The following is a 19,288-nucleotide window of genomic DNA, read 5'->3' as shown; positions in this document are numbered from 1 at the left end:
GAAGCCCTTTCAGCTTGGCACATCCCCCCTCGTTTGGGGGGCATCCACGTAATACCAGCGCCCGCCTTCTCGGACAAAAGCGCTGATTTCGTGCAAACGGTGCGCGCGGCCACCCCATTTGCTGCGCGCCACGAATTCCACCGTGCCTTCATCGGCACCCGTCATCTCGGCCCGCCGCACCGAAAGACCCAGCCATTTCAGGCCCGGTTCAGGCGCCTCGATGAAGGGCGGGCGCGTCGAGGGATGCCAGGTGTCCAGCAGGTACTCGCGCAAGTCCTTGACGAAAGCGCTGTACCGGGAACGCATCAAGGCCTCGGGTGTCGGGGCCTGGCCAGCCAGGGCGCCAAGGTGGTACCGGCCGCAGCACGACAGGTAGGCGGCGGGCCATCCGCATGGGCAGGGTTCGGGCGTCATGATGGTGAAAAAGCCCTATCGTATCGGCCATGAACCCCGCTCACGCCTGCCCGCCCCACCCCTTTCGACTCGATGGCCGCCTGGCCCTGGTCACCGGCTCGGCCCGAGGCCTGGGGTTGAACATGGCCTGCGCCCTGGCCCAGGCCGGCGCCCAGGTCCTGGTGAACGGGCGCCAGGCCGAAGCCGTGCACGGCGCCGTCGCGCACATCCGCGCGCTGGGCGGCCAGGCCCACCCAGCCGTCTTCGACATCGCGCACGCCGACGAGGCGGGGACCGCTCTGAAGGCGCTGCACCAAGGCCATGGCCCTTTGCACATCCTGGTGAACAACGTGGGCCAGCGCGACCGACGCCCCCTGGACGACTTCGAACTCGACGACATCCGCCGCCTGCTGGACGTGAACCTGGTGGCGCCGCTGGAATTGGCCCGGCAGGCCGCGCGCCTCATGCCGCCCAGCGAGCCAGGCGGCCTGGGCGGCCGGATCATCAACATCACCTCGATCGCCGGGCCGATTTCGCGCGCGGGCGACGTGGCCTACACCACGGCCAAAGGCGGGCTGGACGCGCTGACCCGTGCCTTGGCCGCCGAGCTGGGGCCCCGGGGCATCACCGTCAACGCCGTGGCACCGGGTTATTTCGCCACCGAAGCCAACCACGAGATGGTGGCCGACACGTCGGTGGCCGAGTGGTTGGGCAAGCGCACTTCTTTGGGCCGCTGGGGGCGTCCGGACGAAATCGCCGGCGCCGTGGTGTTCCTGGCCTCAGCGGCCGCCAGCTACATCACCGGCCAGACCCTGGCGGTCGATGGCGGCTACCTGGCCCATTTCTAGATGCGCGCGCTGCGCATCGGTCTCGGCCATGCGCTCGCGCAAAGTCACGTAGATCTCGCAGACACCGCGCAGGTAGACCAGGGTGGGCAACAGCAAGCCCAGCGCGAACACCACGCCACCGCCCACCGAAGCGGCCGAGATGTAGGGCACGGCATCCGCCGGCACATTGGCCACCGGGATGCCACGCAAGCTGTGGCCGAACAACCCGGCCATGAACAGTTCGGGCGCCACGTCCACGTCCAGCAGCCACACCGACAACAAGGCCATGACCCGGCCGCCGACGATGACCACGAAGCTGGCCGCCGCACCGACCAGGGCCGTGACCACGCTCAAAGAGGCCATCAGCACGGCAGCCTGCAGCAACTGCTCGCGGATCAAACGCCACAGGATGCGGGGACTGTCGAGCGATGAAGCCCCAGCCCACACCGAGGGCCCGGCCAGCGGCCCGACGATGGCCGCCCCCGCGATCAAGGCCAGGCCCAGCACCACCACCGTCAAGGGCACGACCACCACGAACAACCAGGGCCCGACCTTGGGCAGGGAGCACAGCCAGAACAGGCCCAGCACCGCGCCGGCCAGGGCCGACGCCGCCAGGAGGATCACCACCAGGGACACCAACAGGCGGTGGGCGATGCCCAAGGCATCTTCCAGGGCTTGCACCACGTCGCGGCCAGGCCGGCCCATGGCGCGGTCCATCAGCATCAGCCCGGCGGTGTTGCTGCCGTAAAAGGCGATGAACAGGGCCGCGGCACCCTGCCCGATGGCCCAGGACGTCTGCCCGCGCGCGATCGACGACTGCGCGCAAGCCACCGCCAGCCCCGCCGCCGCGAAGCTGGACAGCAGCACGTACATGGCACGGCCGTCGCGGATGGCCTCCACGCTGGCCAGCACCCGCACCAAGGCGCGCCACCAGTCAAAACGTTGGGCAAAGGAGGAACCTTGTGGATGGGGAAAAGGGGACATCGACATGGGCAGAATCATAGGGGCAAGCCCTTAGCCGAACTTGAGGGGGAGGCGCAACAGCCGGGTCAGTGGGTTGACATATGCGCACAAATAAGGGTTGAAATGACTTGAAAGTGTTGGTCAGACCGGAAACTCTCACCCATAATGTACGAGTCTGTGTCTGGAAGCGGCACCTTCGATGGAATGGGTCCTGATGGGTTGAAGCTCCACATGGTTACTTTGAAAGGAGCTCTCTCGTGGGCAACAAACTTTACGTGGGCAATCTCGCCTACAGCGTGCGCGATCAGGATCTGCAAGATGCTTTCTCGCAATTTGGAGCAGTCAGCTCCGCCAAGGTCATGATGGACCGCGACACCGGTCGCTCCAAGGGCTTCGGTTTCGTTGAAATGGGTTCCGATCCGGAAGCCCAAGCAGCCATCAACGGCATGAATGGCCAGTCCCTGTCGGGTCGCGCCATCGTCGTGAACGAGGCCCGTCCTCGTGAAGAGCGTCCCTCCGGTTTCCGCAGCCCCTACGGTGGTGGCGGTAACGGCGGCGGCGCCGGTGGTGGCGGCGGCTTCGGCGGCGGTCGTCGCGAAGGCGGCGGCGGTGGTGGTGGCGGCTACGGTGGTGGCGGCGGCGGCGGTGGCCGTCGTGAAGGCGGTGGCGGCGGCTACGGCGGCGGTGGCCGCAGTGGTGGCGGCGGCTACGGCGGCGGCGGTTACTAAAACCCCCTGCTGAGTCCTTCCCGTGACACCATCAGCTCACGGAGTCGGACACCACAGCAAAAAGGCGGTGCCTCACGGCGTCGCCTTTTTTCATGTCCGCTCAAAATTCAGCGGCGGCGTTTCTTGCGGTGCTTTTGGGCGCCCACCACGGCGTCGAACAGCCCGCGCGGCATGAAGCGCAACACGGTGGCCACGATGCCCATGGGCCAGGGGATGACGCGGAAGCGGACCCCTGCGCCAATCGCCTCGAAAGCCCGATCGGCGAAAGCCTCGGGCGCCATCAGAAAGGGCATGGGGTAGTCATTGCCCTGGGTCAGGGGCGTGTCGATGTAGCCCGGCGTGAGGGTGACCACCTTGACGCCGAAAGGCCGGAGTTCGCCACGCAGGGTTTCACACAACTGCACCACGGCGGCCTTGGCGCCGCAATAACCGGCATGGCCTGGCAAACCCCGCATGGCCGCCACGCTGGCGACCCCCACCAGGGTGCCCGAGCCACGTTCGCGCATGGGCGCGATGAAAGGCTGGAACGTCGACGCCACGCCCATCACATTGGTCTCGAACAGGTCGCGCAACACGGGCAGGTCTTCGGCCAGCGACAGGTCCACGCCCACGCTGATGCCGGCGTTGGCAATGACCACCTCGGGGAGGCCCTGCCGGGCCAGGCATGCGCTGGCGGCGGAGAGCATCTGGGCATCGTTGCGCACATCGGCGCCGTAGACGGCCCACCGATCTTGCGGCCAACCTTGCCGGGTGGCCCAGGCGGTCATCTGGTCGGTGCGCCGGGCCACCAGCGCCACGCGCCAACCGGCCCGCAGGTAGCGGGCCGCCAAAGCCTGGCCCAGGCCACTGGAGGCCCCGGTGATGTAAGCCAGCGGGGCCGCGTTCACCGCCGCGCAGGCGCTTCGTACCGCCCGTGAACGCGCTGGCCCAACTGCACCGTCCGCGTGTTGTCGTCGTAGCGCAGGTTGCCACCTTGCACCTGCGCCTGGGCATGGGTGATCTTGACCGGCAGCTCTGAACTCACCACACGGCCTCGGGTGTCAAAGCGCAGCACCTCGCCTTCGAACACCACCGGCGACTGGTCCACGCGCGAGCCGTTGACGACCGCGCCCGAGGCCGGCGTGGCCACCACGCGGGCGCCGCCGCGCAGCACCACCGTCTCTTGCGTGCCGTTGGCTTCACCCAGCCGGGCCACGCCTTGGACGAGTTGCCCCTTGGGGTCGCGGGCCGACAACTGCACGGCATCGACCTCGATGCGGTCACCGTCGGCGTAGTGGCGCATGGTTTCGCCGTCCAGGATGGCGATCAGGCGGCCTTCGGGGTTGTAGCGCTCGATGCGGGCTTTGCGCAGTTCGTAGTCGGGGCTGGACGAGGCCTTGGCCGCGGGCCGCGCGCCATCCAGCGAGGGTGCCGATTGCACCAGCCACCAGGTGAAGCCGGCCAGGCCGGACAGCATCAGCACGGGCACCGCGGACCGGGCATGGTCGAGCAGCGTCAACCAGCGCTCGTGCTTGTTCATGACGTGGCGCCGCTGGACGTGGTGTCCAGGGTTTCGAGGTGGCCGCGCAACAAGGCTTCGTAGCGGCCGGTGGCCCACAACAGCAGGTCGCAGCACTCGCGCGCGGCGCCGTGGCCGCCATGCAAAGCGGTGACGTGGTGGGCGATGGCGCGCACTTCGGCGTGGGCATTGGGCGGGGCGCAAGCGAAGCCCGCGCGCAGCATCAGGGGCAGGTCGGGCCAGTCGTCGCCCATCACGGCCAGCTCGGGCCAGTCCAAGCCCAACGAGGCCAGCAAGGGCTCGGCCGCGGCCAGCTTGTCGTGGGCCCCAAAGACGGCGTGGACCAGGCCCAGGTCTTTCAGGCGGCGGCGCACCGCGGGCGAATCGCGGCCGGTGATGACGATGGGCGTGATCCCGCCTTTGGCCAGGAGCTTGAGGCCATGGCCATCGAGCGCGTTGAAGGCCTTGAGCGTTTCACCAGCTTCGCTGATGAACAGGCCGCCATCGGTCAGCACGCCATCGACGTCGAAGATGGCGGCGCGGATGCCCCGCGCGGTGGGCCTCAGCTCGGCCGAGAACGACAGGGTGGCTTGAAGCGCTCGCATCGTCAGATCACCTTCGCGCGCATCAGGTCGTTGGTGGTGACCGCCCCGGTCAGCACGCCCTGCGCATCGACCACCAGCAAGGTGTTGATGCGGTGGGTTTCCATCAGGGCCACGGCCTCGGCGGCCAGCACGTCATCGCGGATGGTGCGCGGGCCCGGGGTCATGAGTTGCTCGGCGGTGGCGCTGCGCAATTCCACCCCCGCTTCGATCTTGCGGCGCAGGTCGCCATCGGTGAAGACGCCCAGCAGCCGGCCAGCAGCATCGACGACGATGGCGGCGCCCAGGCCCTTGGCGCTCATCTCGCGCATGAGGTCGCCAAAGGGTGCTTGCGGCGAAACGCGCGGCAAGGCATCGCCCGAACGCATGACATCGCGCAAGTGCGTCAGCAGCTTGCGGCCCAGTGCGCCGCCGGGGTGCGAACGGGCGAAGTCTTCGGCCTTGAAGCCACGGGCTTCGAGCAGGGTCACGGCCAGGGCATCGCCCAGGGCCATTTGCGCGGTGGTGCTGGCGGTGGGCGCCAGGTTCAGCGGGCAGGCCTCGACGGCCACGGCGCAGTCCAGCACGATGTCGGCATGGCGGGCCAAAGACGATTGCGGCCGGCCGGTCATGGCCAGCAGGCGCACGCCCTGGCGTTTCAACAAGGGCAGCAGCGCGGTCAGTTCCTCGCTTTCGCCGGAGTTGGAAATGGCCAGCACCACATCACCGGGCGTGACCATGCCCAGGTCGCCGTGGTGGGCCTCGGCCGGGTGCACGAACATGGCCGGTGTGCCGGTGGAGGCCAGGGTGGCCACGATCTTGCGGCCCACGTGGCCGCTCTTGCCCATGCCCATGACGACCACGCGGCCCTGGCAATCGAGGACGGCCTGCACGGCGCGCGCGAAGGCTTCGCCCGACTCGCCATTCAGGCGGTCACGCAGGCCCTGCAAGGCCTGCGACTCGATGTCGAGCGCCTGGCGGGCCATGGCGACGAAGGAAGATGGGGACAATTGGGTCATGAACGCACCGGTTAGGATCAGAGGATTCTAGGGACAAGATGGCCAGCACGCTCGACCTCGCGCTTTTGTACTTGTTTGCCGCCGTGGTCGGCGTGGTCTTGTTCCGCCTGTTGAAGTTGCCGCCGATGCTGGGTTACCTGGCCGTGGGCGTGGTGATCGGGCCGAATGCACTGGCCCTGGCCAAGGACTCGGCTGGCGTGCGCAACCTGGCCGAGTTCGGCGTGGTCTTCCTCATGTTCGTGATCGGGCTGGAGTTCAACCTGCCCAAGCTCAAGAGCATGCGCTCGCTGGTGTTCGGCCTGGGCTTCAGCCAGGTGGGCTTCACCATGCTGGCCACCTTGGCAGGCTACTTCGCGGTCAACGCCGTGCTGCCTTATTTCAACATCGAACATGGCCTGCTGGGTTGGTCGGTGAACTGGCAAAGCGCGGTGGCGCTGGGTGGCGCGCTGGCCATGAGCAGCACGGCCATCGTCGTCAAGCTGATGGCCGAGCGGCTGGAGCTCGACAGCCAGCATGGCCGCCGCGTCATGGGCATCCTGCTGTTTCAGGATCTGGCCGTGGTGCCGCTGCTGGTGCTGATCCCCGCCCTGGGCGACAGCGGTGGCGACCTGCTCAAGACCCTGGCCATCGCTGGCGCCAAGGCCGCCGTGGTGCTGACCCTGCTGCTGGTGGGCGGCCAGAAGGTGATGCACTGGTGGCTGACCTTGGTGGCGCGCCGCAAGAGCGAAGAGCTGTTCATGCTCAACCTGTTGCTGGTCACGCTGGGCCTGTCGTGGTTGACGGAGCACGCCGGTCTGTCGATGGCGCTGGGCGCCTTCCTGGCCGGCATGCTGATCGCCGAGACCGAATTCAAGCACCAGGTGGAAACCGACATCCGTCCCTTCCACGACGTGCTGCTGGGCTTGTTCTTCATCACCATCGGCATGAAGCTCGACTGGCACAGCGTGGTCGACAGCTGGGGCCTGGTCATCGTGCTGACCACCTTGCCCGTGCTGTTCAAGTTCGGCCTGATCGCCGCGCTGGCACGCCAGGTGTTCGGGGCCGACACGGGTGTGGCCTTGCGCACGGGCCTCTACCTGGCGCAGGCCGGCGAGTTCGGCTTCGTGCTGCTGTCACTGGCCACCGACAACCACCTGTTGCCCGAACGCGCGCAGAGCCCCGTGCTGGCCTCGATGGTGTTGTCCATGCTCGCCACGCCCTTCATCATCCTGGGCAGCAACCGCGTGGTGATGAAGCTGTCGTCCAGCGACTGGCTGATGCAATCGCTGGCCATGACCAAGATCGCGTCCAAGGCCATCAACACGGAGAAACACGTCGTCATTTGCGGCTACGGGCGCAGTGGCCAGAACCTGGCGCGCCTGCTCGACCTGGAAAAGATCCCCTACATGGCGCTGGACCTGGACCCCGACCGCGTGCAGCAGGCCGCCGCGGCGGGCCAAAGCGTGGTCTTCGGCGATGCCACCCGCCCGCAAAGCATGATGGCCGCGGGCCTGGCGCGGGCCAGCGCCGTGGTCATCACCTACCCCAACACCCCTTCGGCCAAGAAGATCCTGCACCTGGTCAACGAGCACGCGCCCGAAGTCCCCGTGTTGGTCCGCACCATCGACGACAGTGCCCTGGACGAGCTGCAGGCCGCCGGTGCCACGGTGGTGGTGCCCGAGGCCATCGAAGGGTCACTGATGCTGGCATCGCAAGCGCTGGCCCTGGTGGGCGTGCCCATGCGCCGCGTGATCCGCCTGGTGCAGACGCAACGGCAAGCCCGCTACGGCCTCATGCGCGACTACTTCCACGGCGGCGACGACGACACCGTCGACGAGATGGAACTGCAGCGCCTGCAGTCGGTCACCCTGGGCGCCAACGCGGCCTGCGTGGGGCACACCCTGGCCCAGTCCCTGGCCGCGCAGGAAATGAAGGTGGCCGTGGTCTCGGTGCGGCGCGCGCATGGCGCCGTGGTCCAGCCCGACCACGCCCTGGTTTTGGAGGCGGGCGACACCTTGGTGTTGTCCGGCCGGCCGCAAAACCTGGCCCGCGCCGAAAGTGTGTTGCTCAAAGGCTGAAAGACCGGGCCAATTCCCTACCTTGTCCGCATCAAGACCGGGCACACTGGCCCGCTGAGGACAAGCCGGCAACGCTCCGGCGAGGCCTGGGACCGACCCAAACCCGGAGAGCATGGCCATGGAGGCTTCGGCAACATCCCCGCAGCAGGGGCGACCCACCGTCGCAGGCAAGCGTTGGCTCTGGCTGGCGATGGTCTGGACGGCCGTGGTGGCCGGCGGGGCGATCTGGCTGACCCAGCAGGACATCGACGACCACCGCACCGAGCAATTGCAGAGCTCGCAACACCGGCTCGACAGCCTGAGCGACTCCCTGGCCTTCACCTTCCAGCAACTGCAAGCCCTGCCCCGCGCCCTGGGCCGGCAGGTCGCCGTCCACCAGTTCCTGCAGTACTCGGTGGTGGCCAATTCCGCCACCCTGACAGAAGCCGACCGCCGCCCCCTGCAAGCCGAATTGTCCAAGCGCGCCGACGTGCGCGACCTGTCCCTGCTGCTGCGCCAGACCGCCGACGACTTCAACATCCACGACATCTACCTGATCGACCGGTTCGGCACCGTGGTGGCCAATGCCCGCCTCAACGAAGCCCTGAACGTGCTCGGCGCCAACTTCAGAACCCGCCGCTATTTCAACGACGCGATCGAGAGCGGCAGCGGCACGCAGTTCGCGGTGGGCCGCATCACCCGCATCCCGGGCTTTTACTTCGCCAGCGCGGTGGCGCAAAGCGCAGACACCACCGGCGTCATCGTGGTCAAGCAGAACACCGATGCCCTGAAACGCCTGTTCGACGACCCGCACCGCCTGCTCTTCCTGACCGATGCGCAAGGCGTGGTGCTGGTCGGCGGGGCGGGCATCGAAACGCTCAAGCGCGCGCCATTGCACGGCCCCATGTCCATGGATGCCATGCAAGCCGAGCGCCTGTACATGCGCAAGCTGGAGGACCTGCCCTGGACGGTGACGCCCCTGCGGGTGCGCGGCCAGAGCGTCTCGCAGATCACCATCCAGGGCCAGCGCTACCTGGCTCAGCAGAAAGCCCTGAGCTATGGCGGCCTGACCGCCTGGACACTGACCCCCCTGGGCAACGAGAACACCACCGTGCTGAGCTGGGCCATCGGGGCCGCGCTGGTGCTGGTCTCGGGCTACTGGGCCATGGCCTACCTGCGCCAGCGCTCGCACCGCCTGCGCGAACTGACCCAGGCCCAGACCGACCTCAGCAACATGGCGCACGCCTTGCCCCTGGTCGTGTTCCGCTACGAACAACCCGCCCTGGGCGCCGGCCATTTCACCTTCATCGGACAAGGCTTGAAGGCCGTGCTCGGCGTCGATGCCGTGGCCCTGAAAGAAGACCCCGAGCTGCCCTGGCGCCTGGCCGGCCTGTCGCCCCTGCTGCCGCCCAACGATTGCATCGAGTTCGCCATCACCATCGGTGGCAAGAACCGCTGGGTGCGCTGCGAAGGCACGCCCACTCACCACGAGAACGGCGACATCACCTACAACGGCTACTGGCAGGATGCGACCGACCAGCGACAGGCCCAGGCCCGCTCGGAGGCGGTGTTCAACCATGCCCCGCTGGGCTTCCTGTTCTTCGACGACCAGAACCACATCACCCGCGCCAACGCCGCGGCGGTGGCCATGTTCGGCGCCAGCACCGAGCAGGCCTTGCTGGGCCTCAAACCCACCGACCCACCCCTGAGCCAAGCCATCCCCAAGGACGACCTGGCCTTGCGGCAAAGCAGCGCCGAGATCCTGAGCAAGATCGCGCAGCGCGAGATCTTCCGCTTCGAATGGAAGCACACGCGCCTGGACGGTGAACTCTTCGACGCCGAGATGGTCGTCATCCCTTTCGAAGACCGGGGCCAGCGCCAGCTCTGCACCATCATGCAGGACATCACCCCACGCAAGCAGGCCGAGGCCGCCATGCGCGAAGCCAAGCAGGCCGCCGAAGCCGCCATGCACGCCAAGTCGCGCTTCCTGGCCAACATGTCGCACGAGATCCGCACCCCCATGAACGCCGTGATGGGCATGACCCACCTGGCCTTGATGGAAGACCTGTCCGGCCGCGCGCGCAACTACGTCGAGAAGGCGCACCGCGCGGCCGGCAACCTGCTGCAGGTCATCAACGACATCCTCGACGTGTCCAAGATCGAATCGGGCAAGCTCGAACTGGAGTCGGCCGATTTCCAGCTGGAGCAGGTCGTCAACAACATGTCCGATGTGCTGGGCGTGAAGGCCGAAGAGAAAGGCCTGGAGCTGCTCTTCACCGCCGACCCCGACATCCCCACCGCCCTGGTCGGCGACCCGATGCGCCTGGGCCAGGTGCTCATCAACCTGGGCACCAACGCCATCAAGTTCACGCATGGCGGCGACGTGCTCATCGGCGTCGAAGTGCGCCGCCTCGAGGCCGACCGGGTCGAGCTGCACTTCTGGGTGCGCGACTCCGGCATCGGCATGTCGCCCGAGTTGCTCGAGCGCCTGTTCCAGCCCTTCACCCAAGGCGACAGCTCGACCACACGCCAATACGGCGGCACCGGCCTGGGCCTGACCATCTCGCGCCAGCTGGTTGAGATGATGGGCGGCAAGATCTGGGTCGACAGCCAGGTGGGCAAGGGCTCCACCTTCCACTTCACCGCGCGCTTCGGCCTGCAATCGCAAGCCCTGCCACGGCGCGCCCTGCTGGCCAGCGAGCTGCAAGGCCGCCGCGTGCTGCTGGTCGACGACAACCCCACCGCGCGCGAAGTGCTGGGCGACATGATGCGCCGCCTGGGCCTGAACGTCGAAGTCGCCACCGGTGGCGAGCAGGCCCTGCAAAGCATGCGCGAGGCCCAGCAGGCTGGCCAGGCCCACCACCTGCTGCTGACCGACTGGAAGATGCCCGGCATGGACGGCATCACCTTTGCCCGCGAGGCCCTGAGCATGCCCCCCGAGCACCGGCCCTGCGTGCTGCTGGTGACCGCCTTCGCGCGCGATGAAGCCCTGCGCGCTTCACAGGGCGTGGGCCTGGCCGGCGTGCTCAACAAGCCCGTCACCCCCTCGACCCTGCACGACGGCATCTCGCGCGCCTTGGGCCAGAGCACCGAAGTGCCCACCACCGCCCACCACACCAGCAAGATTTTGGAAGTGGCCCAGCGCCAACTGGCTGGCGCCCGCCTGCTGCTGGTGGAAGACCAGCCCCTGAACCAGGAGCTGGCTTGCGACCTGCTGGAACGTGCTGGCATCCAGGTCGTCACCGCCGTCAATGGCCGCGAGGCGCTCGACAAGCTGGAAGCCGGCGCCCAGTTCGACGGCATCCTGATGGACTGCCAGATGCCCGTGATGGACGGCTACACCGCCACCGAACGCATCCGCGCCCGGCCCGAATGGCAGAACCTGCCCATCATCGCCATGACCGCCAGCGCCATGGCCTCGGACCGCGACCGCGTGCTGCAAAGCGGCATGAACGACCACATCACCAAGCCGCTCGACTTGACCCAGATGTTCAACATCATGGCCCGCTGGATCGTGCCGGCGCACCCCGCGTCCAACCCCAAGGCCAGCCACCAGCTGCACCTTGAAAAGGCCCACGGCCTGAACCCCGAGGCCGCCCTCACCACGCTGGACACCACCGACGGCATCGCCCGCTGCTTGGGCAACCTCGACCTGTACCGGCGATTGCTCAAAGGCTTCGACAAGACCCAGCAGGACTTCGGCACGCAGTTTTCACACGCGCTGCGCGACCAGGACCCGGAGGCCGCCTTGCGCCTGGCGCACACCCTCAAGGGCCTGGCCGGCAACATCGGGGCCATGGCTTTGCAGCACGCGTCCGCCGAGCTGGAAACCGCCTGCCAGGCCGGCACCGACGCCAGCCTCGAAACGGCCCTGGCCCAAACCTTGTCGGCCCTGAACGCCGTGCGCAGCGACATCCGCGCCCTGGTGCAACCCGCCCAGACCGAGGCGGCCGACGCCACCCCCCTGCTGCGCGACCCCGTCATCCAGGGCCAATGGCTCAAGCTGGCCCAGTTGATCGACGACAACGACGCACAGGCCCAAGACCTGATCCAGGACCTGGTGGAGGGTTGGCCGGGCTTGTCGCAACTGTCCAGCGTCCGCGACCTGAGCGACGCCCTCAGCCGCTACGACTTCGACGCCGCCGGCTCGGTGCTCAAGGGGATCCGGCAAGAAGCCTGATGGCGCGCGGCTTGGCGCGGCCTCACTGGTCGGTCATCGCGCCCCGGTCATCCGAGTACAGCTCCATGACCCTGAGGATCTCGAACTGCTGCTGGAAGAAGCAGTCCAGCAGCATCGGGTCGAAGTGCTTGCCCTTTTGCTCAGCCATGATGGCCAGCGACTCGGCGGCGGGCAGCGGCCCCTTGTAGGGCCGCCGCGTCATCAAGGCGTCGAACACATCGGCGATGGCCACGATGCGCCCGTACAGCGGGATCTGCTCGCCCTTCAGGCCCTGCGGGTAGCCGGTGCCGTCCCACTTCTCGTGGTGCGTGAGCGCGATGGCGCGGGCCGTGGCCAGCAACTCGTTGTCGTGCCGGCCGATGATGTCGGCGCCGATCTGCGCGTGCTGGCGCATGATCACCCACTCGTCCTCGGTCAGTGGGCCGGGCTTGAGCAGGATGCGGTCGGGCACGCCGATCTTGCCCAGGTCGTGCATGGCCGCGGTCTGGAACACCAGTTGCACGGCCTCGGGCCCCAGGCCCGCCTGCTGCGCCACCAGGCGCGCGATGTGGCTCATGCGGACCACGTGGTTGCCCGTCTCGTTGTCCTTGAACTCGGCGGCGCGGCCCAGGCGGCGGATGATCTGCTGGCGCGTGGCCACCAGCTCGGCGGTGCGCTGCGCCACCATGCGCTCCAGCTCTCGGGCCTGGTCGTGCAATGCCAGGTGCGTGCGCACGCGCGCCTGCACCAGGGGCGGGCTGATGGGCTTGGAGATGTAGTCGACCGCGCCCATGGCCAGGCCCAGGCTCTCGTCCTCGACCGTGGTCATGGCGGTCACGAAGATGATGGGGATGCGGCGCCGGTCCGGGTTGGCCTTGATGCGCTGGCACACCTGCAAACCGCTCAGGTCGGGCATCATGATGTCGAGCAGAATCAAATCCGGCGGCTCGTCGGAGTACGCGATCTTCAGGGCCTTTTCGCCCGAGGTCGCGACCTTGATTCGATACTCTTGTCCCAGCACCCTCGACAGCAACTCGATGTTCTGGGGTGAATCGTCAGCCACCAGAATCGTCGGGCGGCGCAACTCTTGGCTGATCAACATCCTGACCCAACTCCCTCATTTTTTGGAGCGCTTCAGGCCGACGGCACCTGGCGCTGCAGATTGGCGCGCATCCGGGTGGCCATGACGCCCCCGGCCGCGCGCATCACTTCAACGGCCACGCCCGGCACGCGGGCGATCAACTCTTCAAACCGCTGCAGGCGCAAGGCGAAAATCACGCAGGCCGTCATGGCCTCGATGTTGGCCATGCGCGGGGTGTCGGCGAACAGCCCGGGCTCGCCGCACATCGATCCTGGCCTCAAGATGGCGATGCGCGCGGCACCTGGCACGCCACCGGTCACGAACACCTGCAAGGAACCCTGTCCCAGAAAATAGACCGTGCGGTCGTGGTCACCTTGCTTGACCAGCAGGTCGCCAGAACGCAATTCGTGCCGGGTCAGGTACTGGCAAAACGTCCGCCATTGCTGGGCATCCAGACGGGGCCGAAACACATCTTCGGTGTTCAGAGTCTGGATGGCCTGAACCAGTTCAGTGACTTCCATCGTTTCCTCAAAGGTTGCGCTGCAGCGCACAATCGCCCAAATTTATACGATCCAGACGGGCTCGTGGTGGCTATTTCGCAGCAACCCCTGCTTGCTGGCCAGTGGGCCGTCACTTGCCGATGCAAAACCGGGTAAAGATCTCACCCAGCAGGTCATCCGGGGTGAAAGCACCCGTGATCGCGCCCAGGGCGTTGTGGGCCAGTCGCAGCTCTTCGGCCAGCAAATCCAGCGCGCCGTCCGCCATCGCCGCATGCGCTCGAGCCTGTTCCAGGTGTTCGCGCGCCAGGCGCAAGGCTTGCACGTGCCGCTGCCGGGCGATGAACACGCCCTCCGGCGCGGCCTGCCAGCCGGCCTGCTCCAGCAGCAGGCGGCGCAAGGCCTCCAGGCCATCGCCGGTCTTGGCCGACAAGGCCAGCACCGGGCCCTCGGGCTCATGCGCCAAAGTTTGCAAGTTGCCCACCGCCACGCTGTCCGCCTTGTTGAACACGTGGATCACCGGCACGCTTCCCGGCAACTTGCCCGCGATGTCGACGTCGGCTTGCGCATAGGCCGCCTCCTGGCTGCGCGTCAGGTCGTGCAGGAACAGCACCGCGTCGGCCTGGGCAATGGCCTCCCAACTGCGCGCCATGCCGATGCGCTCCACCTCGTCACTGGCCTCGTGTTCGGCGCGCAAGCCGGCCGTGTCGATCAAGTGCAAGGGCACGCCTTCGATCTGGATGGTCTGGCTCACCTTGTCCCGCGTGGTGCCGGCGATCGGCGTGACGATGGCCAGTTCGGCCCCGGCCAGCGCATTGAGCAGTGAACTCTTGCCCGCGTTGGGCTGGCCGGCCAGCACCACCTGCAGGCCCTCGCGCAGCAGGGCGCCCTGCTTCGCCTGCTGCAAGACCCTGTCCAAGGTGGCGGCCACCCGGTTCAAGCGACCACGCGCATCGGCCTTTTCCAGGAAATCAATTTCTTCTTCCGGAAAATCCAGGGTGGCCTCGACCAGCATGCGCAGGTTGATGAGCTGGTCGCGCAGGGCTTCGATCTCTTTCGAAAACGCCCCGCCCAGCGAACGCGTGGCCGAACGCGCCGCGGCCTCGGTGCTGGCGTCGATCAGGTCGGCGATGGCCTCGGCCTGGGCCAGGTCGATCTTGTCGTTCAGGAAAGCCCGTTGCGTGAACTCGCCGGGTTCGGCCACGCGCAGGCCGGGCAGGCGCTGCGGGCCGTCTTCGCCCACCACCGGTTCGCGCGCCGCTTCCAGGCAGCGCGCCAGCAACAGCTGCAGCACCACCGGGCCCCCGTGAGCCTGCAATTCCAGGACGTCCTCGCCCGTGAAGCTGTTCGGTCCGGGGAAGAAAATCGCCAGCCCATGGTCGATGGCCTCGCCTTTCGCGTCGCGAATCGGGCCGTAGGTGGCCTGCCGAGGGGCCAGCTCGCGGCCGCACAAGGCCCGCGCCAAAGGCGCCAGGCCCCGGCCCGACACCCGCACGATGCCCACCGCGCCCCGGCCTGGTGCGGTGGCCACGGCCACGATGGGACTGCTGCGATCCGTCCACGACATGCTGCTGTTCACTTTCTCACACACGGGAAAAGACCGATTGTCCCTCCTGGGGAAGCCCCTCTGCCCATGAAACGCTCCCCGTCATAAACTCGCCCGGTCTATCACGCGCAGTTCATGGGGTCTCGTCGTGTTCAAAATCCTGGCCAGTTGGGGCTTTCTGTTCGGTGCCGTCGCGGGCGGCATCATCTCGGTGCTCGCCTTCGATTTCGACGCCGGCAAGGTCGCGACTTATTACCTGATCCCCTATTACCTGCTCTGCACGGCCTTGCAGTATGTCTGGCCAGAGCAGGCCAACCAATTCGAAAAGAACGAGGTCTTCACCGACGCGCTCAACAACGGCGCCATGTTCGCCGTGTCCGGTCTGCAGAACGTGCTCACCCACGCGCTGATCGCGGCCACGGGGTCGGGCCTGCTCTTCCACTACGGCATCCTAGGCGAACACCTGGCCGCGCGCCACCTGCCTTTCGCTGCCCAGGTCGCCATTTCCTACCTCGTGTTCGACTTCATGTTCTACGTCACGCACCGCATGGCGCACGAGGTCGATTTTTTCTGGCGCATGCACAGCGTGCACCACAGCGCCCACCGCCTCAGCGTGGTCAACGCCAGCCGCACCCACCCGGTCGACCTGATCTGGCGCCGCATCGTGCCCGCCTTCGTCGTCTTCCAGACCGGTGTCAGCCAGGAGGCCTTCATCATGAGCGGCGTGATCGGCAGCATCCTGGCCACGATCACCCACATGAACGTCGACTTCAAGTTCGGCGTGCTGAACTACGTCATCGGCACGAACGAAGTGCACCGCTGGCACCACTCCGACAAGATCGACGAGGCCAAGAACTTCAGCGTCTTCATGCTGTGGGACCACCTTTTCGGCACCTTCGTGTACAAGCCGCGCGGCCAGAAGCGCCCCGCCAAAATGGGCCTGTTCAACGAGAACCACTACCCCGTCCACCACTTCTTCGGCCAGCTCTTCGTGCCTTTGACCTGGAAGCGCATGAAGGCCCGGCAACTGGCCGACGACCCCCTGGCGCACATCCCGCCCACGTCCACCAACCCACGGCCGACGGCCACGGTGGCCACGCCGGTCACCCCCGCGCAGGACAACGCCGGGGACAGCGTCACGGCCTGACAAAGGCCCCACCCGCGGACCAAGCCCCGCGTCATCGTGCTGTCACGGTGCTCTCTGACCATGGCGACTCAGGCCACAGCGTGGTCGCCAAAACGGGAGTCGGGTCATGATGCACATCCTCAACGAATGGCTGATGTTCAGCAGCAGCACGGTGCGTGAGCCATCCTTGTGGCCATTGGCCCTGGCCGCCATCTTCGCCTCGGCCATGATCCTCAACCGCCACACGGGCGACTGAGCCCGCACAGCCAGCAGGCAGTCAGCCAAGTAAACGCCCACAAAAAAGCCGCCTTGGTGTCGTGACCAGGCGGCTTTTTCAAGCAAGGGCCGTTTCTACTTCCCGGCCGCGGCTTCGATCTTCCGGTTGATCATCCACTGCTGGGCGATCGACAGGATGTTGTTGGTCAGCCAGTACAGCACCAAGCCTGAGGGGAAGAAGAAGAACATCACCGAGAACAGCATCGGCATGATCCACATCATCTTGGCCTGGACAGGATCAGGTGGCGTGGGGTTCAGCCAGGTCTGCAACAGGGTCGAGGCCGTCATCAGCGCGGGCAGCACGAAGAAGGGGTCCTTGACCGACAGGTCGTGGATCCAGCCGATCCAGGGCGCGTTGCGCATTTCGACGCTGGACAGCAGCACCGAATACAGCGAGATGAACACCGGGATCTGGATCAGGATGGGGAGGCAACCGCCGATCGGGTTGACCTTCTCTTCGCGGTAGATCTTCAGCATTTCCTGCTGCATCTGCTGCGGGTTGTCCTTCAGGCTTTCGCGCATGGCCTGGATGCGCGGGTTCAGCGCCTTCATCTTGGCCATCGATTGGTAGGCCTTGGCGTTCAGCCAGTAAAAGGCCGCCTTGAGCAACACCACCAGGGCCACGATCGCCCAGCCCCAGTTGCCGATCAGCTTGTGCAGCTGATCCAGCAGCCAGAACAAGGGCTCGGCCAGCACGCGCTGCCAACCGTAGTCCTTCACCAGTTCCAGGCCCGGGGCCAGGACCGACAGCTTGTTTTCTTCTTGCGGGCCGACGAACAGGACCGCGTCGAAAGACTTGGTCTGGCCAGCCGCCAGGTCGCCCAGCGGGAAGAGCATGCCGGTGCGGTACAGGTTGGGGCCCGTCTTGTCGACGAAGAAGGTGCGTTCTGCGGCGTCGTTGTGCAACCAGGCCGAGGCGAAGTAGTGCTGCACCATCGCCACCCAGCCGTGGGTGTCGTTCTTCTCGAACTCGGCGGTCTTCTCGTCCAAGTGCTTGAAGTCCACCTTCTGGTACTTGGACTTGGCCGAGTAGATGGCCGGGCCGGTGTAGGCGGTGGGGCCCATCAAGAAGCTGGGGCCAGCCTGCACGGGCTGCTTGCCATCGCGGGTCAGTTGCAGGTAGAGCTGCGGGTGCACCGTCGCGGCGGAACCATTGACCACGTCCTGCTTCACGCCGATGGCGTAGTCGCCACGCTTGAAGGTGTAGGTCTTGATCAGCTTCACGCCATCGACCGGGGCCGATTCCAGCTTGACCACCAGGGCGTCGGCGCCATTGGCCAGCGTGCGCTCCGGCGTCAGGATGGTCATGGGGGTCAGGTGCGTGGGCAGGCGCTCGGCGCTGCCGCCACCGATCAGACCGGTTTGTGCCACGTAGGTGTGGCTGGGGGTCTGGTCCAGCACGACCATGTTCTTGCTGGCATCGTCCTGGTCCAGGTGCTTGAGCAACTCGACCTTGACCACGTCGCCACCTTGCGTGTCCAGCGTGACCTTGGCCACGTCGGTGGTGAAGGTCACCAGTTCATGCTGGGCCGGCCCCGACGCGGCCACACCCGGTGCGGTGGCCGCAGCGGCGGCCGTGCCCGGCGTGGCCACGGCCTTGGGCAGGCTGGCCGCACCACTGCCGGCGCCCTGGGGCTCGGCCGCGGCGGTGGCTTGAGGCGCGGGCGGCGCGAACAGGGAAGGCTGGCCGGTGTGGCGCAACCAACCATCCCACATCATCAACAGTGAGACGGCAAACACCGACCACAACAGGGTGCGACGCAAATCATTCATGGGTGAGCTTGGTCTGACGGAATGTTGGAAGAGAAAGAAAACAGCCCCACGCGCCGTTCCGGCACGGGATCATGCCCACCTGGACAACCCGGGTGGCAGCGCACGAGGCGCCGCGCCGCCAGGTAAGTGCCCGCCGCCGGGCCATGGCGCTCAAGCGCCTGCAAGGCGTACAGGGAACAGGTGGGGGTGAAACGGCAAGCCGAGCCCAACCAGGGGCTCAGGAAAAACCGGTAACCCTTGACCAGGGCCAGGAGCACCGCGAGTATCCCAGACCTGAGCCACCGAAAGATGATCATGGCCGGGATTTGGCGCACAGCGCCGCCCACAAGGTGTCCAGCTCCAGGCGAACCACGCGGTTCAGCGCTTCTGAAGCGGCACTGGGAAACTGTTGGCGGTCGAAAGGCGCGCGCAGGCGCAACACCCAGGCATCGGAGGGATGCTGGGGTGCCCAGGCGGTGCTGGCGATCTGCGGCGCATGGCGGGCCGCAGCGGCGCGCGCCTGGTGCCGCAACAAGGAGCGGGTCACCGAGCGGCGTGCCAGTTTTTTAGGCAGCACCAAGCCGAGTCGCCAGTCTGGCAACTCCAGGGGAACGGAGGACTCATCCACACCCCCCACAGGCTGTGGGCCTGGGGCTGTTGACAACTCCGGCGGTTCAGCCGGCTTGGCCTCGGTGTGTGGCAGGTGGTGCAGCACAAAATGAACCGTGCGCGCCACTGGGCGGGTGCCCAGTGCCTTCTGAAACTCGGCGGCTTTCAGGCTGGGCCCAGGCACAGGGGTGTCCGAG

The 19,288-nt window shown here is 66.8% G+C and carries 18 protein-coding genes; 6 read left to right on the top strand and 12 right to left on the bottom strand.

All coding sequences use genetic code 11. From position 1 onward, the window contains the following. Window positions 1–9: 9 nt before the first annotated feature. Window positions 10–414: a YchJ family protein gene (locus ACREB4_RS05055; RefSeq protein WP_431587107.1), complete on the bottom strand. Its 405-nt coding sequence runs from the start codon at window positions 412–414 to the stop codon at window positions 10–12. Between the two features lie 29 nt (window positions 415–443). On the opposite strand from ACREB4_RS05055, the gene ACREB4_RS05050 reads away from it, so the two are divergent. Continuing rightward, on the top strand, window positions 444–1,241 hold the full coding sequence (locus ACREB4_RS05050) for an SDR family oxidoreductase (protein WP_431587106.1): 798 nt from the start codon (window positions 444–446) through the stop codon (window positions 1,239–1,241). Here the strand turns inward: ACREB4_RS05050 and ACREB4_RS05045 are convergent. Next, the gene (locus ACREB4_RS05045; RefSeq protein WP_431587105.1) at window positions 1,173–2,210 is read right to left on the bottom strand and encodes a hypothetical protein; all 1,038 of its coding nucleotides are present in this window, start codon (window positions 2,208–2,210) and stop codon (window positions 1,173–1,175) included. The two genes, ACREB4_RS05050 and ACREB4_RS05045, sit on opposite strands and share 69 nt — an antisense overlap. A gap of 230 nt (window positions 2,211–2,440) precedes the next feature. Here ACREB4_RS05045 and ACREB4_RS05040 point away from each other — a divergent pair, with 230 nt between their 5' ends. Further along, the gene (locus ACREB4_RS05040) at window positions 2,441–2,911 is read left to right on the top strand and encodes an RNA recognition motif domain-containing protein (RefSeq protein ID WP_431587104.1); all 471 of its coding nucleotides are present in this window, start codon (window positions 2,441–2,443) and stop codon (window positions 2,909–2,911) included. A 107-nt stretch (window positions 2,912–3,018) separates the two neighbouring features. Here the strand turns inward: ACREB4_RS05040 and ACREB4_RS05035 are convergent, their stop codons facing one another. From ACREB4_RS05035 to ACREB4_RS05020, 4 genes are read right to left on the bottom strand one after another with little or no spacing between them, the layout of a single operon-like run. Next, entirely contained in the window at window positions 3,019–3,798 is a 780-nt protein-coding gene (locus ACREB4_RS05035) for an SDR family oxidoreductase (protein ID WP_431587103.1), read from the bottom strand. Continuing rightward, window positions 3,795–4,430, bottom strand: coding sequence for an LPS export ABC transporter periplasmic protein LptC (gene lptC, locus ACREB4_RS05030; protein ID WP_431587102.1), 636 nt, complete (start codon window positions 4,428–4,430; stop codon window positions 3,795–3,797). The genes ACREB4_RS05035 and lptC overlap by 4 nt, the downstream gene beginning before the upstream one ends. Beyond that, on the bottom strand, window positions 4,427–5,014 hold the full coding sequence (locus tag ACREB4_RS05025) for a KdsC family phosphatase (RefSeq protein WP_431587101.1): 588 nt from the start codon (window positions 5,012–5,014) through the stop codon (window positions 4,427–4,429). Before ACREB4_RS05025 ends, lptC begins: the two co-directional genes overlap by 4 nt. 2 nt (window positions 5,015–5,016) lie before the next feature. Further along, complete coding sequence (locus ACREB4_RS05020; protein WP_431587100.1) at window positions 5,017–6,009, bottom strand: KpsF/GutQ family sugar-phosphate isomerase; 993 nt, start codon at window positions 6,007–6,009, stop codon at window positions 5,017–5,019. 38 nt (window positions 6,010–6,047) lie between these two features. Here ACREB4_RS05020 and ACREB4_RS05015 point away from each other — a divergent pair, with 38 nt between their 5' ends. Beyond that, on the top strand, window positions 6,048–8,066 hold the full coding sequence (locus ACREB4_RS05015; RefSeq protein ID WP_431587099.1) for a cation:proton antiporter: 2,019 nt from the start codon (window positions 6,048–6,050) through the stop codon (window positions 8,064–8,066). 118 nt (window positions 8,067–8,184) lie between these two features. After that, a complete protein-coding gene (locus ACREB4_RS05010; protein WP_431587098.1) occupies window positions 8,185–12,225 on the top strand; it encodes a response regulator in 4,041 nt (1,346 codons plus the stop codon). A 22-nt stretch (window positions 12,226–12,247) separates the two neighbouring features. On the opposite strand, the gene ACREB4_RS05005 is transcribed toward ACREB4_RS05010, so the two are convergent. The 3 genes from ACREB4_RS05005 to mnmE form a co-directional block, all read right to left on the bottom strand. Then, window positions 12,248–13,306, bottom strand: a complete 1,059-nt coding sequence (locus ACREB4_RS05005; protein WP_431587097.1) for an HD domain-containing phosphohydrolase — start codon at window positions 13,304–13,306, stop codon at window positions 12,248–12,250. 32 nt (window positions 13,307–13,338) lie between these two features. Then, a complete protein-coding gene (locus ACREB4_RS05000) occupies window positions 13,339–13,806 on the bottom strand; it encodes a cyclic nucleotide-binding domain-containing protein (protein WP_230179878.1) in 468 nt (155 codons plus the stop codon). Between the two features lie 109 nt (window positions 13,807–13,915). Continuing rightward, window positions 13,916–15,349 carry a tRNA uridine-5-carboxymethylaminomethyl(34) synthesis GTPase MnmE gene (gene mnmE / locus ACREB4_RS04995; RefSeq protein WP_431587096.1) on the bottom strand — a complete coding sequence of 478 codons (1,434 nt, stop codon included), beginning with the start codon at window positions 15,347–15,349 and terminating at the stop codon, window positions 13,916–13,918. A 127-nt stretch (window positions 15,350–15,476) separates the two neighbouring features. Here mnmE and ACREB4_RS04990 point away from each other — a divergent pair, with 127 nt between their 5' ends. Then, window positions 15,477–16,475 (top strand): sterol desaturase family protein, encoded by a 999-nt coding sequence (locus ACREB4_RS04990; protein ID WP_431587095.1) that lies wholly within the window; start codon window positions 15,477–15,479, stop codon window positions 16,473–16,475. Between the two features lie 106 nt (window positions 16,476–16,581). Continuing rightward, window positions 16,582–16,710, top strand: a complete 129-nt coding sequence (locus ACREB4_RS04985) for a hypothetical protein (RefSeq protein ID WP_431587094.1) — start codon at window positions 16,582–16,584, stop codon at window positions 16,708–16,710. Between the two features lie 95 nt (window positions 16,711–16,805). Here ACREB4_RS04985 and yidC read toward each other — a convergent pair whose 3' ends face one another. The 3 genes from yidC to ACREB4_RS04970 are packed head-to-tail and all read right to left on the bottom strand — an operon-like array spanning window position 16,806 to window position 19,275. Next, window positions 16,806–18,503, bottom strand: a complete 1,698-nt coding sequence (yidC, locus tag ACREB4_RS04980) for a membrane protein insertase YidC (protein ID WP_431587093.1) — start codon at window positions 18,501–18,503, stop codon at window positions 16,806–16,808. Then, on the bottom strand, window positions 18,500–18,799 hold the full coding sequence (gene yidD, locus ACREB4_RS04975) for a membrane protein insertion efficiency factor YidD (RefSeq protein ID WP_431587092.1): 300 nt from the start codon (window positions 18,797–18,799) through the stop codon (window positions 18,500–18,502). The genes yidC and yidD overlap by 4 nt, the downstream gene beginning before the upstream one ends. Next, window positions 18,796–19,275, bottom strand: coding sequence for a ribonuclease P protein component (locus ACREB4_RS04970; protein WP_431587091.1), 480 nt, complete (start codon window positions 19,273–19,275; stop codon window positions 18,796–18,798). Before ACREB4_RS04970 ends, yidD begins: the two co-directional genes overlap by 4 nt. Window positions 19,276–19,288: the final 13 nt, after the last annotated feature.

Source organism: Aquabacterium sp., from assembly GCF_050725395.1.
Classification (GTDB): domain Bacteria; phylum Pseudomonadota; class Gammaproteobacteria; order Burkholderiales; family Burkholderiaceae_C; genus Aquabacterium.
Note: the sequence above shows the minus strand (reverse complement) of the source record. Positions and strands in the feature narration are given on the sequence as shown.

Bases quoted from the DNA above. Each gene is read 5' to 3' on its own strand.
- ACREB4_RS05055 (WP_431587107.1), bottom strand. From the start codon at position 414: ATGACGCCCGAACCCTGCCCATGCGGATGGCCCGCCGCCTACCTGTCG.
- ACREB4_RS05050 (WP_431587106.1), top strand. From the start codon at position 444: ATGAACCCCGCTCACGCCTGCCCGCCCCACCCCTTTCGACTCGATGGC.
- ACREB4_RS05045 (WP_431587105.1), bottom strand. From the start codon at position 2,210: ATGTCGATGTCCCCTTTTCCCCATCCACAAGGTTCCTCCTTTGCCCAA.
- lptC (WP_431587102.1), bottom strand. From the start codon at position 4,430: ATGAACAAGCACGAGCGCTGGTTGACGCTGCTCGACCATGCCCGGTCC.
- ACREB4_RS05025 (WP_431587101.1), bottom strand. From the start codon at position 5,014: ATGCGAGCGCTTCAAGCCACCCTGTCGTTCTCGGCCGAGCTGAGGCCC.
- ACREB4_RS05020 (WP_431587100.1), bottom strand. From the start codon at position 6,009: ATGACCCAATTGTCCCCATCTTCCTTCGTCGCCATGGCCCGCCAGGCG.
- ACREB4_RS05015 (WP_431587099.1), top strand. From the start codon at position 6,048: ATGGCCAGCACGCTCGACCTCGCGCTTTTGTACTTGTTTGCCGCCGTG.
- ACREB4_RS05010 (WP_431587098.1), top strand. From the start codon at position 8,185: ATGGAGGCTTCGGCAACATCCCCGCAGCAGGGGCGACCCACCGTCGCA.
- ACREB4_RS05005 (WP_431587097.1), bottom strand. From the start codon at position 13,306: ATGTTGATCAGCCAAGAGTTGCGCCGCCCGACGATTCTGGTGGCTGAC.
- ACREB4_RS05000 (WP_230179878.1), bottom strand. From the start codon at position 13,806: ATGGAAGTCACTGAACTGGTTCAGGCCATCCAGACTCTGAACACCGAA.
- mnmE (WP_431587096.1), bottom strand. From the start codon at position 15,349: ATGTCGTGGACGGATCGCAGCAGTCCCATCGTGGCCGTGGCCACCGCA.
- ACREB4_RS04985 (WP_431587094.1), top strand. From the start codon at position 16,582: ATGATGCACATCCTCAACGAATGGCTGATGTTCAGCAGCAGCACGGTG.
- yidC (WP_431587093.1), bottom strand. From the start codon at position 18,503: ATGAATGATTTGCGTCGCACCCTGTTGTGGTCGGTGTTTGCCGTCTCA.
- yidD (WP_431587092.1), bottom strand. From the start codon at position 18,799: ATGATCATCTTTCGGTGGCTCAGGTCTGGGATACTCGCGGTGCTCCTG.